The sequence below is a fragment of the Nostoc sp. CCY 9925 genome (assembly GCF_963920935.1).
Lineage (GTDB): Bacteria > Cyanobacteriota > Cyanobacteriia > Cyanobacteriales > Nostocaceae > Nostoc.
The window spans coordinates 1-16895 of sequence record NZ_CAWUDO010000057.1; the positions used below are offsets into that span (position 1 = coordinate 1).

The following is a 16895-nucleotide window of genomic DNA, read 5'->3' on the forward strand; positions in this document are numbered from 1 at the left end:
ACTCCAGAAATTCAAGTTCTCAATGGCACAGTTGACATTGTAGATGGGACTACGACTGCCATCAACTTTGGTGATGTAGTTGTTGGTAACACTCTGACCAAAACCTTTACGATTAAGAATACTGGTACAGCTGCACTGAATCTGAGTAACCTGAAACTGCCTGACGGCTTTAGTTTAGTGGGAACTCTTCCCACTAGTGTGGCTGCTAATGCTTCCACCACCATCACAGTGGCACTCAACAACACTACACCAGGCACCTATGGTGGCACTCTGATTCTCAGCAACAACGATAGTAACGAAAGCCCATTTGATTTTGCTATCAGTGGTACAGTCAAACCTGCTCCCACTCCAGAAATTCAAGTTCTCAATGGCACAGTTGATATTGCAGATGGTAAGAGTACTATTGACTTTGGCAACACTACTGTTGGTAAAACCCTGAGTGAAACCTTCACCATTCAGAACATCGGCACAGCTGCACTCAACTTAAGTAATCTTGAGCTTCCCGACGGCTTTAGTTTAATTGGAACTCTCCCCACCAGTGTGGCTGCTAATGCTTCCACCACCATCACGGTGGCACTCAACACTACTACACCAGGCACCTATAGCGGCAGCTTCAGTTTAGGTAATAACGACAGTAATGAAAGCCCGTTTGACTTTGCCATTACTGGCATAGTTAAACCCACTCCCATTCCTGAAATTCCAGTTCTCAATGGCACTGACCGTTCTGAGTTTTTACAAGGCAATGCCCCAGCCAACAAGATTTATGGCTTTGCGGGTAACGACACAATCGTAGGTAATCTCAAAAATGACCAACTTTTCGGAGGTGATGGAAATGATACTCTTTGGGGAAGTGATGGTGATGACCTACTCTACGGCGATAGTGGAAATGACTATCTTTCCGGTAATAATGGCAACGATACCATATTTGGTGGTATTAGTGATGACAAACTTTACGGAAATGCAGGCAATGACTGGCTTTACAGCGGTAAAGGTAACGATACACTGACAGGGGGTTCTGGTTATGATAATTTTGTGTTGGCTTTAGGTGAGGGTACTGACTCGATTCTTGACTTTGAACTAGGTAAAGACAAGATTGCTCTCTCTGGTGGTCTTCAGTTTGGTCAATTGTTGATACAGCAACAAGGAAGTCAAGCCTTTATTCTAAATAGTTCTGACAATCAAGTGTTGGCGAAGTTGGATAATACCAGTGCAAGTATACTCTTGGCTCAGCCTTCTACGACTTTTATCAATATTTAGTTCTGTTTTTTGATAACTAAGTTTCTTCAAACCAGGTGTAGGGTAATAACTAGAGTAAAAAGATTTAGTATTGAGCAACTAAATTCTTTTATCAGGTTCCCTACACCTGTTTTTTACTCTTGTTCAGCAGTTCTGATTCCAGTTTACCTAATTGATGACACGCCCTAAGTCTTTGTCGCCAATGGGGGGGATATTTTCCTAGAAGTGCGGAAATTTTGCCACAAGCAAGTACGGAATAGGCAGGGCGACAGGCGGGTGTGGGATATTCAGGGGTTGTAATGGGGACGATATTTTCAACTTTCAGAGGAAATCCTAGTTGTTGGGCTTCTTCAAAGATGGCAATGGCAAAGTCATACCAGCTAGCAACGCCGCTATTTGTGTAGTGATATGTGCCTGCAATATCTAAGCTCAAATGGGGAATCGTTTCGCCTATGACTGCGGCTATATCTTTTGCCCAAGTCGGGCTACCAATTTGATCGGCGACGATACGCAGTTCTGAGCGTTCTGCACCGAGTCGTAACATGGTTTTGACAAAGTTACTTTTGCCAAAGTTTCCATAAACCCAAGCTGTGCGGAGGATGAGGTGATGGGTGCAATTCTCTTGAATTGCTTGTTCTCCTGCGAGTTTGGTTTTTCCATAGACACTCAAGGGGTTAGTGGCATCGGTTTCCTGATATGGGCGACACCCATTGCCATCAAAAACGTAATCAGTGGAAATATGAATTAGAAAAGCTCCCAATTTTTGGGTTTCTTCGGCGAGAATTAAAGGTGCAGTAGTATTAATAGCCCAAGCTTGTTCCGATTCACTTTCAGCTTTGTCTACGGCGGTATAAGCAGCGGCGTTAATGATGATTTGCGGTTGCTTTGTTCTGATAACGCTACGGAGGGTATCAGGCTCGGTAAGGTCTACTGTTGGGCGTGCTACTGAGATAACATCGCCGTAGGATGGAAGAATTTGTTGTAATTCTTGACCTACTTGACCGTTGCTACCAATGAGCAGAATTGATTTAGCCATTAGTCATTAGTCATTAGTCATTAGTAATTCTCCATGTCCCCTCATCTCCCCATCTCCCCACTCCCTACGTTTCTTGAGAGTATTTAATCATAGATTTCGGCAGTTTTCAAAGATTTACCAGCTTCGTCTTTAGCTGATAAAATCGGTGAACCATTTAAAGGCCAATCTATAGCTAAATCTGGATCGTTCCAGATAATTGTGCGATCGCCTTGGGGTGCGTAGTAATCTGTAGTTTTATACAGAACTTCAGCTTTTTCTGAAAGCACAAGAAACCCGTGAGCAAAGCCTACTGGTATCCAAAGTGAGCGTTTATTCTCGGCACTGAGTTCATAACCCACCCATTTACCAAACGTGGGCGAACTTTTTCTAATATCTACAGCTACGTCAAAGATACTGCCAGCAATTACACGAACGAGTTTACCTTGGGGTTGTTGGATTTGGTAATGCAATCCACGCAAGACGTTTTGCTTAGAACAAGAGTGGTTATCTTGGACGAAATTCGCAGCAATACCAGTTTCTTGAGTAAATTTTTCGTGGTTATAGGCTTCAAAGAAGAAACCGCGATCGTCTGCAAATACTTTGGGTTCGAGTTGTATAACTTCGGGAATTTTGGTTTGTGTAATGCTCATTAAATATTATTGTGAGTAATTTGCCGCAGTTTTAACAAGTAAGTTATGTGAGTTCAATTTGACAGTCATCGCCAATTAGAAATCGTAAAGCTTTTGGGCGACGCGGTGCAAGAGTCAATTGTGCGCGTTGTCCTATGACACTATCGATAATGCGTTGATGGATTCCGGCAATTTTAGCACCTTCTAAAATCACACTGTGTTCTAAATCTGTATCAATTAGTGTGGCATTGTTAGCAACGCTACTATAGGGGCCAATAAAGCAGTTTTCTAAATGACAATTGTTACCAATGATTACTGGGCCACGAATTGTACAATTAATGACTCGAGATTTTGCACCGATTTTAACTCGCCCAATAATCTGACTTTGGGCATCGACTTCGCCGAGAATTGATGGTGTTAAATAAGTGTCGAGAACTAAACGATTCGCTTCTAATAAGTCATCTTTTTTACCTGTATCTAACCACCAACCTTGGAGTTTGTGTGCAACAACCTGCTTTTGCTGATTAATTAGGTATTGAATAGCATCAGTAATTTCGAGTTCGCCTCTAGTGGAAGGTTGGATATTAGCGATCGCATCAAAGATAATGTGAGAAAAAAAATAAACTCCTACCAATGCCAGATTTGAAGGAGGGACTTTGGGTTTTTCAATTAACTGCAATACCCTTCCTGTATCATCGACCTCAGCCACACCAAAGGCAGTAGGATTGGCAACAGGACGTAAGAGAATTAAAGCATCAGGCTGTTGTTGGCTAAATTGTTGCAGAAAGTATCTTAAGTCGCCTAATTGAATTAGGTTATCGCCCAAGTACATGACAAAGGGAGAATCTCCTAAAAACGGACGGGCGATTTGAACGGCGTGAGCAAGTCCGGCTGGCTGGTCTTGTAATATGTAGGTAATCTTGGCTGCAAAGTATTCTCCATCTCCGGTTTTTGCTTGGACTTCTGCGCCAGTTTCCGGGCTGATGATGATGCCAATATCAGTAATACCAGCAGCAACCATTTCTTCAATGCCATACCATAAAACAGGTTTGTTAGCAACTGGTACGAGTTGTTTTGCTCCGCTGTAGGTGAGAGGACGCAGACGTGTACCTTTACCACCAGAGAGGATTAGTGCTTTCATAAGGATTTTTTATTTGTCATTTGTTATTCTCCGCGTCCCCGCGTCCTCTACTCAACGGTATTATTCTACACGTAGCGGGATAAGACTTCGGCAGTTGCTTGCCCCGTTTTTTGCCAACTGAATTGTTGGGAGTGAATGATTCCCTGGTTGGAAAGGCGCGATCGCAATGCCGAATCAGTGGCGATCGCTTCCATTGCCTCTGTAATTTCTCTGCTGTTGTAGGGATCGATGAGAATCGCCGCGTCTCCACCTACTTCTGGTAGGGAAGAGAGATTTGAGGTAATTACCGGGGTACCGCAAGCCATTGCTTCCAGGACGGGTAAACCAAAACCTTCCCAGAGGCTGGGGAAGACAAGGGCGATGGCTTCATTGATAATTTTTGGCAATTCGGTGTAAGGAACATAGTCCAGGAATTTGACTTGATTAGTGATGCCGAGTTGTGCAACTTGGGCTGTTAAAGTTGGGGTGTAACGGCGATCGCTTGGTCCTGCTAACCAAAGTTCATAGTCGCTGTTATTGGGTAGCGCGGCGAAGGCAGCAATAAGTCCGTGTAAGTTTTTATAAGTATTTTGGCGTCCAATGTAGAGAAAGTAGTTACGGGTGGGAAGATCGAGAAAACGGAAGTGAGTGCGATCGTGGGCAAGGGGGATGGGGGTAATTTTGCTGTCTGGAATCTGATAAAAATCGGTGATGTCCTTAGCTGTAGCCTGGGAGTTACAGACAATGTGTTGTGCTTGGTTGATGACTTGAGGAATGTAGTAGCGGTGATAGGATGTCAGCGGTGAAAAGCTTTTAGGAAAACGCAACGGGATAAAATCGTGAACCATCACGACAAAACGGCAGTTAGTATAAATAGGTGCTTCTGGTAGCAAGGAAAATAAAATCTGGGATTTTAGCTTTTTATAAATTTGCGGTAATTCAAATTGCGTCCAAACAAGGCGTTTAAAATGACCTTTTACCCCTTGTTCTGGGGTTAAGTTAGCGGGAACTGGATAGCAGTTATAACCAGAGATATTTTGTGGAACTAAGAGTGTGGGATAAAGTTGTTGTAAGTGAGGCAACAAATTTAGAGCGTAGGTACTGATACCTGTGGGTCGATTTAGCAAAAATGAGAGATTAATTAACAATGTCATTTTCCAGCATAAAAACTTAAAAAATTAGTTAGTAGAAAGGAAATATTTCAATTTGCTCAAAAAAAATGATACAACCAAATTATTTATTTTGCTTTTTTATTACATAATCCCATATACCATAAAATTTTCCTAATCCAGCTTGTGGCTTTAGTAATATTACTAATATTGACTTGAAAATCTGAAAAATTAATTTAATTTTAAAAATAAATTTATTTGTATGCTTATCCATTGTTAATAGATAACCATACGTACCATTTCTAAATTTTTTAAAAATATTTCTATTAGTAATAGATGAGCCTTCATGCATTACTAAAAAATTATTATTTATGGCAATTATATGTCCTTGATTAGCATAGCGTAAACAAAAGTCTACATCTTCATAATAAAGAAAGTAATCAGAATCAAAATAAGGGCAATCAGTAAAATTTTTAAAATTAAGAATTAAACTACAGCCAGAAATCCAATCACAATTAACATACTCAGCATCTATATTTGTTACTTTTTTTTCGGTAATAATTGCACCAGTTTTAGGAATAAATCGACCCCCAGCAAACCAAACTTCGCCTTTCGGAGTACAGATAAATGTACCAAGAATTGAGATTTCTGGGTGTAACTCAAAAAAAGGCTGAACTTTATCTAAAGTATTTTCTGTCAAATAAGCATCTGGATTGATTATCCAAACATAGGCTTGGGGGTCTTGAATATAAATCCATTTTAAGCCTAAATTACAAGCACAACCAAAACCTAAATTAGCCCCAGCATTAAAAATTAATACAGAATCTGTTTTGAGATTATCAATAGAGCGATCGTCTGGTGAGTTATTGATAATAATTACTTTGTAGCCAACGTCACTTGTTTTATGTATTGAATTAATTAATTTTAAAATTAAATTTGTAGAGTAATAATTAACAGTTAAAAAATAAATCACTATGCTTATATAAACTTTTAATATCAGTTAATCTGGCTTAATAAATAATTATACCATTTTGAATTTTTAATTTGAGATTTTGGATTAGGTAAAAGTTAGTAAATAAGCTTTTTGAGGTAAATTTTCGCTTGAAAATCCCCTATCTCGAGTCCATTTTACAACCAAGTTTTACCAAGCTTTCCTTGAAAGCCATGAAATGTTCCCAGCAAGGAAGCCCATATTTTTAGGATTTTTTCTTCAGGGTCATACAGCAAAATTGTAACTATCCTGCGGAGTAAATATTTTAAGCGCTGACCACAACTGGTTAGTCGATACAAGCCTTGAGCGTGGCGAGTTTCTAAATAAGTGTGATTTCGATTAATGTAATAGTTACGTAGAGCAGAATATTTGTGAACGATGATTTCTCGCTGAAAAAATTTTACTTTAACTGGATTACCAAAGTTATGGTACATAATAGCTTTAGTAATTATCAGATTACGAAATCCCTGTTGTCGTAATCTCAAACCGTAGTCGAGGTCAATTCCATCGATAAATAATTCTGCCCGAGGAAAACCAACAGTTTTAGCAGCAGCAATGGAAATTAAAGAACCAGAAGTTATAGGGGAATCGCACTCATAAAAATCAACATTCTTATTGTGTTTGCAACCTCTAAACTGGTCTCCTACAAAAACGGCTCCCTGTACAATTTCCTCAGTTTTGCAATCAATCGCAGTAGGAGCAATAATCCCAATTTTGTCATCACCCTCTAGGGACAACTTATGATAAAATTCTAACAAAATTTCCAAACAATTCTTAGTCGGTAAACTGTCTTGGTCAAAAGCCCATAAAAAATCATAACCTTCCTTTATTGCCCATTCCAGCCCAAGTACCAAACCTTCACCAATGCCAATATTTTCTGGATAATGATGTATCAAAATCGATGTACTATTGAGTTCTAGTAATTCTTGAGTGGAATTATCTACGACAAAAATACTATCTATTGGTATAGATTGAGATTTAATGGCTTGCAGACACTCAATGGCAGCTTGTTTATCTTTATAGAGGGTTATATAAGCTGCTACTTTTGCTGTCATTGATTTAGATGTTATGTAAGAAGTCTATTTACGGTTTTTATATCTTAATACTCTAATCTTCAGGCTCATGTATTAAGATAAACTAACACCAATTAATATCGAGATACTTTTAAAATAGCCTTCCTTAATCCTTAATAACGAATATTTCTAGATGTTTGGGCATTATACATTTCTTCTAATATTTGTTGAAGATTATACTTGTATTCCCATGTTGGATAGTGAGAACGGAACTTTCTCACATCTGAAATGTACCAGATATGATCGCCAGAGCGATTTTCTTCTGTATAAGTATATTGCAGCTTTTTACCTACGATGTCTTCGCAAATTGATATTGCTTCTAACATAGAGCAATTACTATGTCGAGAACCTCCCATATTATAGACTTCGCCACATCTGGGATTTTGATAAAAATGATAAAAAGCATTGACCAGATCGTAACTGTGTATATTATCTCTAACTTGTTTACCTTGATAGCCAAATATGGTGTAAGTATCACCAGTAATAGTACATTTCATTAAGTAAGCTAGAAAACCATGCAACTGGGCGCCAGAATGGTTAGGGCCAGTTAAGCAACCTCCTCTAAAGGTAACAGTCCTCATGCCGAAGTATCTACCATATTCTTGAACTAGAATATCTGCGGCAACTTTAGAAGCACCAAATAAAGAATGTTTGGAGTTGTCAATTGTCATTGACTCATCAATACCTTCTCTGTATTGATGATTTGGTTCGATTTCCCAACGGGTTTCTAACTCCTCCAAGGGCAAATAGTTGGGACTGTCGCCATAGACTTTGTTGGTTGAAGTAAATATAAAAGTTGCATCCGGACAATATTGTCGAGTTGCTTCTAGTAATACTAAAGTACCGTTAGCATTAACTGTAAAATCTGTATGAGGGTCTTTTGCTGCCCAGTCATGGGATGGTTGTGCTGCTGTATGGATAATTAGACAAATATCAGAGGAATATTCTTGAAATAGGTTTTCGATTGCGGAGCGATCGCGGATATCAATATCATAATGACGATAGCTATCACCATATTTATCTTCTAAGATGCGACGATTCCACTCTGTTGATGCAGATTCACCAAAAAATACTGCTCGCATATTATTATCGATACCGACAACATGAAAACCGTTCTGGGCAAAAAAATGAACCGATTCAGAACCAATTAGACCGGATGAACCAGTAATTAAAACGGTAGGCATAATATCTTCAATCACGTCATAGTATAATCACTAGTTTAGGATAAAATGGGTTTCAGAATTGTTTCATACTCAAGAATCCAGTGATAAATATCTCTAAGAGTTTGTTCGGGATTCATCATTGGCTTCCATCCAGTCTTAGAAATTATTTTGGAAGAATCCGTAATATAAATGGGAATATCCCCTTGTCTGGCTGTTTCTTCTGATTTAATCGCAATAGATTTACCACTAATTGACTCACATAATCTAGTAGTCTCTAATAGCGATAGACTATTCTCAACACCTCCACCAACATTTAAAACATCTCCATCTAGTTCCGAAAAATGTTCTAACTGGTAATCAATGAGGCGTAGCAAATCTTGAATATGCAATAAATCTCTAACTTGTTTACCTGTACCGCCATAGCCTATATAACTTAAAGATTTTTCAAAATAGTGTGCCGCTAACCACAAAACAAAAACACCTTGGTCAACTTTACCCATTTGCCAAGGCCCTGTAATTACGCCACAACGGTTAACTATTGCCTGAATATTATAAGCTTGTCGATACTCTTCGATGAGCATTTCTGAGGCAAGTTTAGTAGTACCATATAGAGAACGGTAACTTTGAAGTGGAAATTCCTCTGCAATACCTAAATCAGATACCCCAGGTATTGTTTGTTCAACAGCAATACTAAAACGGGTTGGTAGTTCTACTAAATTAATTGATTTAAGTGTTTCAATCGGATAAACACGACTGGTGGATAGAAACAGCAAACGAGCTTGAATTTGTCTAGCTAATTCCAGAACATTGATAGTACCTATTAAATTTGTTTGCAGGACGTATTGTGGAGAAGCAAATCCTGCAAGTACTGAAGGTTCAGCAGAACAATCAATAATAGTATCGGCATCAAAGATTCCAGGATCTAAATCGCTAGAAGAACGAATGTCACCATGAATAAAGTCAATTCCCAAATTTTTGAATCTAGGAAGATTTAATTCTGAACCACGTCTCCGCAGATTATCAAAACATATAATTTTCCAGTGAGAATGATGCTTTTTTAGATTAATTGCTAAAGAACTGCCAACAAAACCAGCCCCTCCTAAAATCAGAATCTTCTCAGCCATTGGATTTAAACCTTTGATTTGCTACCAGTTTATTTTTGCTTAGATGATAATCTCCACGCGATAAATGTTTTTCTAGCCAGATGTAGAGGACTATAAACAAATATCGGCTCCCCATTTCTTTTAGTTTTAACTTAGAAACTCCTGTGGTTCTATTTCTCCAAGTAATGGGAATAGTTTTATAAGAATACCCTCTTACTATGGCTTTGAGTGGCATTTCTACAGTTAAGTTAAAATGATGAGATACTAATGGGGAGATACCATCAATAACCTCTTTGCGATAAATTTTAAATGCATTGGTAGTGTCATTAAATTTTAAGCCAAATAAAATTTTAATAAATAAGTTAGCTAAGCGATTAACAATTAATTTGTGGATCGGATAGTCGATAACTCTACCTCCTTTAATGAAGCGGGAACCAAAAACACAATCGTACCCTTCTTGCAGTGTATGGTAGTAAGATACCATGTCTTCTGGTGCATCTGAACTATCTGCCATAACTACCGCTACAGCATCTCCCGTAAAATTTTCTAACCCACAGCGAACTGCAAACCCAAAGCCGTTAGGATAATAATTATTGACGTAACGCAGCTTAATATTTTCCGAATTTATCTGTTGTAATAATTCTTCTGTGTTATCTTTGCTGTTGTCGTTAACAACTAAAATTTCGTAATCTATTTTTTCTTGTTCTAAAACTGTGCTAATAGTGTGAACAGTTTGAACTATGCAATCTTCTTCGTTGTAGGCTGGAATTACTATTGATAAAGTCTTGACAGATTTTGAAGTATCTATCGTTATTGGCTCATCTTTCCTGAAACTAGAATTTCCTGATAGAGCTGGAGCCAATGATTCTGGATAATATGTAGCTGAGATTTTTTGTGTTGGGGTTTTAAATACAAAGCGATCGCTAATTAAATAATTAATCGATGCACTCACAAGTGCGCCTATTATAGTATTGATACCATAGTTAACTTTCAACCAATCTAAAATCGGAAAAATCAAGAAAATACGAGTAATAACTGCTGCACCCGCAGAAACATGGTAAAGAGGAAGTTGTCGTAAAAATACTTCTCTAAGATTCCAAACGCCGCCAGTCCAAACCCAACTTCGGTATATAAAAAAACTAAATATTAAGGAGATTTCAATTGATACTGCATTGGCGATATTACGTAAAAAAGCTGTATTGAATCCTAGCTTTTCAATTATTAAATAAATCAATGCTAAGTTTAGTGCTGCTGCTAAACCACCACCTAGCAGAAACTTTAGTATTTTTGGCTTAAATATTTTTTTGATCATTTGACTCTATAACTCCTTTTCTATTCCCAATCATAAATACAACAGTTTCTAAACTAAATTATTTTTTATTCCACCACTTTTATCTTTGGTTCACCATTCAACTTTATGAACTGTTGACGTTTTTGATCATAAACCCAAGCTTTAATTACAGTTTCACCTGCTGGTATAGATTTTAGAGAAATATTTGCTTCCCAACCCGATGTATTGTAGAGACTTGAGTTTAAAGCTGTAGCTACATCAGGTCTGTTTAAATGTACAAGCCCAGTGGCAAAAAATGATTGACTATTGCCATAGGATAGTAAAACTATGGGTGGCTGTTCTTGAGGTTCAGGAAGAATAGCCCAGCCCAACAGCTTTAAAGTATCACTACTGCGTATATTTAATGGTTGTTTTGTTGTTGGGGGTACATCAATGTAACCATGAACTTTATCAGCTTTAGTTATAAAAGTGATATTTTGAGGAAAATGTCTAAACTCTAATTTTTGAAGAACTGGGCTGAGTTGTCGTATCAAAACTTGATCGGGAAAAATAAAATTTAAACAGTTGCTAGGTGAATTATTTATAGATTTATCTATATAATGTATAATTTCTAAACAATTTTGACCAGCCTTCCTTTGTAGCGATATATTTTGACCTTCTGCAATGCTATTAGTTGAGCTATAAATAGAAAGGCTTATTACAAAGCTTAGGCAGAATACTGAGAATATATATATTTTTTTAGGTGGTTCTTGCCATTTGTATAAAATCCATAATCCACACAATTGTAAGCAGGATATAACTAATAATATCGAAACACTTACGTATCTAGATGAAGTAGCTTGCTCAACACCAAAACCCGCTCTACCAACAGTAGTCATTGATGCAAACAAAATGGCAAACCAACCCAATGATAACCAAGGTGCTGCTTTATTGACAAATTTTGATTGCTGATTAGTAAAAGCTAATATATTAAAAAAGGAAAAAATTAATAATATTATTAAACCAGTAAGTACAGGAGGAAGAGTATTTTTAAATAATGAGAAGCCTATCAAAGTTAAGAAATATTTTGATGCAATTAATGGCTTCTGAAAAATAAAGAGTATAGTAGGATGATGAGAAGGTTTTTCATAACCAATAGAATAGATAGCAACACAAAAAGCAAAAAGCCCCATCCATAACAAAATCCTGATTTTTTTCTGCTTATCTATCCCTTCAAGGAAGTATACTGATGGGAGTATTGCAACCCAAGATAGTAATCCATGAGCTGATGAGAAGCTAGCAATAAAACAACATAGAGATGCAAGTAATAATCTGATATTTGGAAGTAAGTTTTTAGGTACGGTAAGAATGAAAATTGCTAATATTAAGCAGGTATTTATAAATAGCCAAGCTATTTGAAATCCCCATAGCAAATTTTCATACTGATTTAAAGAAAAATGTGCAATACAAATTGTAATATTAAATAAATTAAATAATACTTGATTACCTTCATTCCAATTACAGGCTGCAATCTTATATAAAATTGCAAAATTTACTAAAGCCAATAAAAAAATAAAGTAAGTTTCTAGTTTAATGTTCCACTTGGAAGAAAATGCAAGTACTGCAAATATTATCCTTGGAAAAAGTATGCGATGCTCGTTGTGCTGAGAAAAAAAATCTCTGAAGTTTGCAGTACCACTATGAATGTTTGCAAAAAAATTTACTAATGCCCAATCATCGCCAAAGGGTACGTTTACACTGAAGGTGGCGACAAACCAGAAAAGTAGAACTACTGGTAGGGAATATGAAACTGCTAAAACCAACTTTGCTTTTGGGGATGAAAGAGGTTTATTGTACATATTTTTTCGGCGAATTTTGATTGTAGAATTCAGCTAAGAATCTGCGATCTTCACCGATATTTCCGGTTGGATGATGAGGATGTCTGGGATGCTTCCGGAGGATGGTCATAGAGCAGATCGACTTAAACTTATACTAACGAACAGCCGTTAAAGCAAAACTCGGTCCATTCGGATGGTCTGGAGCATCAAAACTAATTTCAATGTTTTTCAAACCAAAGTATTTGAGGCAAGCTAGTATATCATCGCGGCTCATCCAATAACTATTGCTTGCATTACCACCACAGAAACCTGACCATTCCAGGGCTTTTTCATATTCTTGACGATAAAGAGTGTGCTTAAAGCCATCATAATTAGTTTGAGAACTACCTACAAATTTATGTCTCAGGTTAGGATTAGCTGAAATTATATTTTTGTCATAATAATGCGTCCAAATAAATATTTGATCTGTACAATTAGCTATTAGCCCAATCAATTCGGCTGGGTTTTTCATATGATATAGTACACCGCTAGCTATGCATACATCAAATTTATTCTGAGTGTTTCGCAAATATTCTACAAAGTCGCCATACAAAAAACGTGTCTTTTTCAGTTCTAAAATCTCTTTGATAATTAAACACTTTAAATAAGCACGACTATTAGCTTCTATTGATAAAATTGATGCTGCCTCTAAGCACTCCAACATATAAGTATGTCCTGCTTCCAATGGTCCCAACTCCAGCACAGTTTTACCTTTAATCCCGCCTAGTTTAGTGCAGGCCCAATCAATCCTTGCATCTTCAAACAATGGAATCGAACCTGCTTTCAAAGCCGCTAGTGGAGCAGGTAATTTTGATGACCACTCACTTTGAAAAATATCGAGTGCGTTTTGGGGACTGGGCGCAGACTTTATGTATTGATCTAATATGCTCATAATTTTATTAAGGATTTTGTTAATGTTTATAAAGTTAGCAACTTAGCAGATTTAAGATTAATATCAACCATTGATAGCGTAATCTGATATTACAGATATTTTTAAATCTTTATTTAATAGTAGATAAAACCTTTATGCAGCTTTTCTCAAAATAGCAATAAATTATATTCCATTTTTCTGAAGCAATTCAATTTCAAAGTTTCTACCTGAAGTTGTAGTTCGTTTTTATCTATTATATCCCTTAATCTATAGAGAAAATTTTCTAATAGCGAAGCCATATATAGATTACTCCTAAGATAATAAAATCTTAAATTTAAAAATCTATACGCTTATACTAAAGTCTTCAACTTGCCTACTTAAGTTCGGACTATAACAAGGATCGTGTTCCATAAATTCTTTCCATTTACTCTGCATATACATTATTTCTTTAATAAATCTAGCTTGCTTTGCAGGTGTATCTTCATAACCTCGGCTCTTAGATTCATGATGATAAAGTAAGACGTGTGGTAAGTAGATATTTCTGTAACCTTTCTCAACAATCTTTAAACACAGGTCAATATCATTAAATGCAACTGCAAGTTCCTCTTCAAAACCTCCTATAGCTTCAAAAGTTTCTCGTCTACACATTAAACAAGCTGCTGTTACAGCCGAATAATTATTTACGGTTAGGATTTGAGCGAAGTATCCTGGACAATCGGCTTGATAATATTTATGACTATGACCAGCAACTCCTCCAATACCCATAATTACACCAGCATGTTGAATTGTGTTATCTGGATATAATAGCAAGGCTCCGACAGCACCAATAGAAGGTCTTTGAGCTTGTTCAACCATTGCATCTATCCAGTCAGGAGTAATTACTTCAATATCATTATTTAAAAACAGTAAATAATCTCCTTTAGCCTGATTAACTGCATAATTATTAATCCGGGAATAGTTAAAAGGTATATCCAGTCGGTAGCATTGAAACCTACTGGATTCCTTTTGTTCCCATTTAGAAATCACATTAGCTGTATTTTCTTCTTGACTACCGTTATCTATGAGAATAACTTCATAATTTGGGTAAGTTGTCTTCTCAAAAATAGATGTTAGGCATTGATCTAAAATATCGCCTAAATCTCTTGTGGGGATGATAATGCTAACAAGTTGATAATCTTTTATTGTGTATCTAATAATGTAATGACCGGCAAAGTTCCGAGTCGGTGTAACTTGCCCGTCTTCTCCTCGTCTAGCAAGGGCGTCTACTAATGCTTTCTCTGCTGCTATGACAGCATAAGGTTTTTGATCCGGTTTACTTGCCGCAGATTGGGGATGAATTCTCCAGTGATATAATATTTTTGGTATGTGAAATATTTTTGTAGTTTTTTCCGTTAATCTTAAAACTAAATCATAGTCTTGACTTCCCTCATACCCTACCCTAAAACCTCCAATAGCGTTTACTAAGTCTCGTCGATAGACTCCTAAATGGCAGGTATACATCCGAGACAAAAAAGAATCAGGACACCAATCTGGTTTAAAGAAAGGATCTTGAAGTTTACCGTTATCATCAATTTTATCTTCATCAGAATAAATCATATCTGCTTCTGGATGCTTATTGAGCAGTAAAGCAGTTTCATACAAAGCATCTGGGGTTAGTAAATCATCGTGATCTAGTAAGGCAATAAATTCACCTGTTGCGATTTCTATCGCTGAGTTAGAACAACGAGAAATATGACCATTTTCAGTTCTAAAAATAACTTTTATCCGAGAATCTTTTGATGAGTAGTCCTCTAAAATTTCTCTAATATAATTATCTGTAGAGTAATCGTCAGCAATACATAACTCCCAGTAAGGATAAACTTGATTCAATACAGATTCAATAGCTGCTTGGAGAAAACCCCCAGGAGTATTGAAAACAGGCATAATCAGACTAATAGTCGGCTTATAAGCTAATAATTTTGCCGTTTCAACCATCTTTTGTAAGGCTACCTGAGTGGGGTAGTTTTGGTTCAGCCACTTCTGGTAATTAAGATCATTAGTTTGAGGAATATCTGGTAGTGCAATGGTAGATAGTGATGAATCATTAGACTTTAATTTTGAAGAAATTTTTTCCCGTAATTTGTTCAAGCAGTAACGGAGTCCCTTTGTTCTGAAAACAAACCATAAGTTTTTCAGTTTTGACAAAAAAGTTATGTGAAATGAACTATCTTCGTCTATTAAACTTATAGTGCCTCTGAATTTCAACCATAAACTTTTGTCAAACAAGTTCTCATCGTCCAGTAAACCCACAGCATGTCTAAATTTAAACCATGTTTTTCGCATCCGCCAAAATTTACTAGTATTCATCGCTATAATTGTGCCCTGCGATCGCTCTAATTGAGTTTGAGTATCTTGCAATTGAGACTGCGATCGCTCTAATTGAGCTTGAGTATCTTGCAATTGAGACTGCGATCGCTCTAATTCGGCTTGTGTGTGTTCTACTTGAGACTGCGATCGCTCTAATTCGGCTTGTGTGTGTTCTACTTGAGACTGCGATCGCTCTAATTCGGCTTGTGTGTGTTCTACTTGAGACTGCAATTCCTCCAACTGAAGCTGATTTTCCTGTACTTGAGCTTGGGCTTGTTCCAGTTTTACTTGTGTGTCTTGTAGTTGAGATTGCAATTGCTCCGATTCTTCCAATATCTTAGAGGAGCGCTTCTTGATTGCAGCATATTCTGCTTCTATAGTGCAAGGATCTGCCCGAATAATAAACTGTAAAGTGTCCGCATCTTTATCTTCTTCAATTTGTTTAATAGTCTCACTGTTGAATTGTTCTCTATTATTCTGAGGTATCAAAGAATTATGTGAAAAAATTTCTAGTTTGGTTTGGTCAATAATATTTACTAAATATCCTGGTCTTTCAAATAACTCCTCAACCGTTTTTCTGGTAAAAAACCTCAGGTGAGTATTATCTAAAATCCCTAATTCTGTATATTCAAATTTACCTTGTAGTAAAGATAAACGAATTGCACCGTGAGCAATATTTGGGATAGAAGCAACTATATATCCATCTTTTTTTAATATCTGCTTGGTTTCTTCCAAAATTTTCCAAGGGTTTCGCAGATGTTCCAAAACATCTCCAAATACTGCTACATCAAACTCCTGGCTAGGTAATATTTCTGTAACCGAAACAAAATCTAAGTCGGCAACTATTACCTCTTTACAGTACTGTTCGGCAACTTTGGCAGCATCTGGGTTGATATCTACTCCTGTGACAATACACCCTTTCTGATTCAGGAACTTAGCAAAGTAACCAGTCGCGCACCCAAAGTCTACTACTCGCTGATTCTCTCCAATGAGGTTCAACATTTTCCTTAAACTGTGGTTTTCATCTAAACCTTCTTCTATGATGTTTTCAACCGAGGGATAATCTTTTGACCAATCTTTATCCATGATTAT

The 16895-nt window shown here is 37.0% G+C and carries 13 protein-coding genes; 1 reads left to right on the forward strand and 12 read right to left on the reverse strand.

The window, feature by feature from the left end; genetic code table 11:
* Window positions 1-1257 (forward strand): choice-of-anchor D domain-containing protein (locus ACM0OY_RS24780; RefSeq protein WP_414571481.1); only part of this gene is annotated, 1257 nt, incomplete at its 5' end.
* A 100-nt stretch (window positions 1258-1357) separates the two neighbouring features.
* On the opposite strand, the gene rfbD is transcribed toward ACM0OY_RS24780, so the two are convergent.
* From rfbD to ACM0OY_RS24840, 12 genes are all read right to left on the reverse strand, one after another.
* Window positions 1358-2272: a dTDP-4-dehydrorhamnose reductase gene (gene rfbD, locus ACM0OY_RS24785; RefSeq protein WP_414571482.1), complete on the reverse strand. Its 915-nt coding sequence runs from the start codon at window positions 2270-2272 to the stop codon at window positions 1358-1360.
* Between the two features lie 83 nt (window positions 2273-2355).
* Window positions 2356-2901 (reverse strand): dTDP-4-dehydrorhamnose 3,5-epimerase, encoded by a 546-nt coding sequence (gene rfbC / locus ACM0OY_RS24790; protein WP_414571483.1) that lies wholly within the window; start codon window positions 2899-2901, stop codon window positions 2356-2358.
* A 43-nt stretch (window positions 2902-2944) separates the two neighbouring features.
* Entirely contained in the window at window positions 2945-4021 is a 1077-nt protein-coding gene (locus ACM0OY_RS24795) for a glucose-1-phosphate thymidylyltransferase (RefSeq protein WP_414571484.1), read from the reverse strand.
* A 65-nt stretch (window positions 4022-4086) separates the two neighbouring features.
* Window positions 4087-5154 (reverse strand): glycosyltransferase family 4 protein, encoded by a 1068-nt coding sequence (locus tag ACM0OY_RS24800; protein ID WP_414571485.1) that lies wholly within the window; start codon window positions 5152-5154, stop codon window positions 4087-4089.
* A gap of 79 nt (window positions 5155-5233) precedes the next feature.
* Window positions 5234-6082, reverse strand: a complete 849-nt coding sequence (locus ACM0OY_RS24805; RefSeq protein ID WP_414571486.1) for a glycosyltransferase — start codon at window positions 6080-6082, stop codon at window positions 5234-5236.
* A gap of 155 nt (window positions 6083-6237) precedes the next feature.
* On the reverse strand, window positions 6238-7155 hold the full coding sequence (locus tag ACM0OY_RS24810; protein WP_414571487.1) for a glycosyltransferase family 2 protein: 918 nt from the start codon (window positions 7153-7155) through the stop codon (window positions 6238-6240).
* A 131-nt stretch (window positions 7156-7286) separates the two neighbouring features.
* Window positions 7287-8357 carry an NAD-dependent epimerase/dehydratase family protein gene (locus ACM0OY_RS24815; RefSeq protein WP_414571488.1) on the reverse strand — a complete coding sequence of 357 codons (1071 nt, stop codon included), beginning with the start codon at window positions 8355-8357 and terminating at the stop codon, window positions 7287-7289.
* Between the two features lie 35 nt (window positions 8358-8392).
* On the reverse strand, window positions 8393-9460 hold the full coding sequence (locus ACM0OY_RS24820; protein ID WP_414571489.1) for an NAD-dependent epimerase/dehydratase family protein: 1068 nt from the start codon (window positions 9458-9460) through the stop codon (window positions 8393-8395).
* On the reverse strand, window positions 9453-10751 hold the full coding sequence (locus ACM0OY_RS24825; RefSeq protein ID WP_414571490.1) for a glycosyltransferase: 1299 nt from the start codon (window positions 10749-10751) through the stop codon (window positions 9453-9455). The genes ACM0OY_RS24820 and ACM0OY_RS24825 overlap by 8 nt, the downstream gene beginning before the upstream one ends.
* Before the next feature lie 65 nt (window positions 10752-10816).
* Window positions 10817-12568: a hypothetical protein gene (locus tag ACM0OY_RS24830; RefSeq protein ID WP_414571491.1), complete on the reverse strand. Its 1752-nt coding sequence runs from the start codon at window positions 12566-12568 to the stop codon at window positions 10817-10819.
* Between the two features lie 133 nt (window positions 12569-12701).
* Window positions 12702-13478 carry a DUF1698 domain-containing protein gene (locus ACM0OY_RS24835; protein WP_414571492.1) on the reverse strand — a complete coding sequence of 259 codons (777 nt, stop codon included), beginning with the start codon at window positions 13476-13478 and terminating at the stop codon, window positions 12702-12704.
* A 321-nt stretch (window positions 13479-13799) separates the two neighbouring features.
* Window positions 13800-16889, reverse strand: coding sequence for a glycosyltransferase (locus ACM0OY_RS24840; RefSeq protein ID WP_414571493.1), 3090 nt, complete (start codon window positions 16887-16889; stop codon window positions 13800-13802).
* Window positions 16890-16895 lie beyond the last annotated feature (6 nt).

What these genes read in the sequence shown, in the direction of transcription:
- rfbD (WP_414571482.1), bottom strand. Translation starts at nt 2,272, where the DNA reads ATGGCTAAATCAATTCTGCTCATTGGTAGCAACGGTCAAGTAGGTCAA.
- rfbC (WP_414571483.1), bottom strand. Translation starts at nt 2,901, where the DNA reads ATGAGCATTACACAAACCAAAATTCCCGAAGTTATACAACTCGAACCC.
- ACM0OY_RS24795 (WP_414571484.1), bottom strand. Translation starts at nt 4,021, where the DNA reads ATGAAAGCACTAATCCTCTCTGGTGGTAAAGGTACACGTCTGCGTCCT.
- ACM0OY_RS24800 (WP_414571485.1), bottom strand. Translation starts at nt 5,154, where the DNA reads ATGACATTGTTAATTAATCTCTCATTTTTGCTAAATCGACCCACAGGT.
- ACM0OY_RS24810 (WP_414571487.1), bottom strand. Translation starts at nt 7,155, where the DNA reads ATGACAGCAAAAGTAGCAGCTTATATAACCCTCTATAAAGATAAACAA.
- ACM0OY_RS24815 (WP_414571488.1), bottom strand. Translation starts at nt 8,357, where the DNA reads ATGCCTACCGTTTTAATTACTGGTTCATCCGGTCTAATTGGTTCTGAA.
- ACM0OY_RS24820 (WP_414571489.1), bottom strand. Translation starts at nt 9,460, where the DNA reads ATGGCTGAGAAGATTCTGATTTTAGGAGGGGCTGGTTTTGTTGGCAGT.
- ACM0OY_RS24825 (WP_414571490.1), bottom strand. Translation starts at nt 10,751, where the DNA reads ATGATCAAAAAAATATTTAAGCCAAAAATACTAAAGTTTCTGCTAGGT.
- ACM0OY_RS24830 (WP_414571491.1), bottom strand. Translation starts at nt 12,568, where the DNA reads ATGTACAATAAACCTCTTTCATCCCCAAAAGCAAAGTTGGTTTTAGCA.
- ACM0OY_RS24835 (WP_414571492.1), bottom strand. Translation starts at nt 13,478, where the DNA reads ATGAGCATATTAGATCAATACATAAAGTCTGCGCCCAGTCCCCAAAAC.
- ACM0OY_RS24840 (WP_414571493.1), bottom strand. Translation starts at nt 16,889, where the DNA reads ATGGATAAAGATTGGTCAAAAGATTATCCCTCGGTTGAAAACATCATA.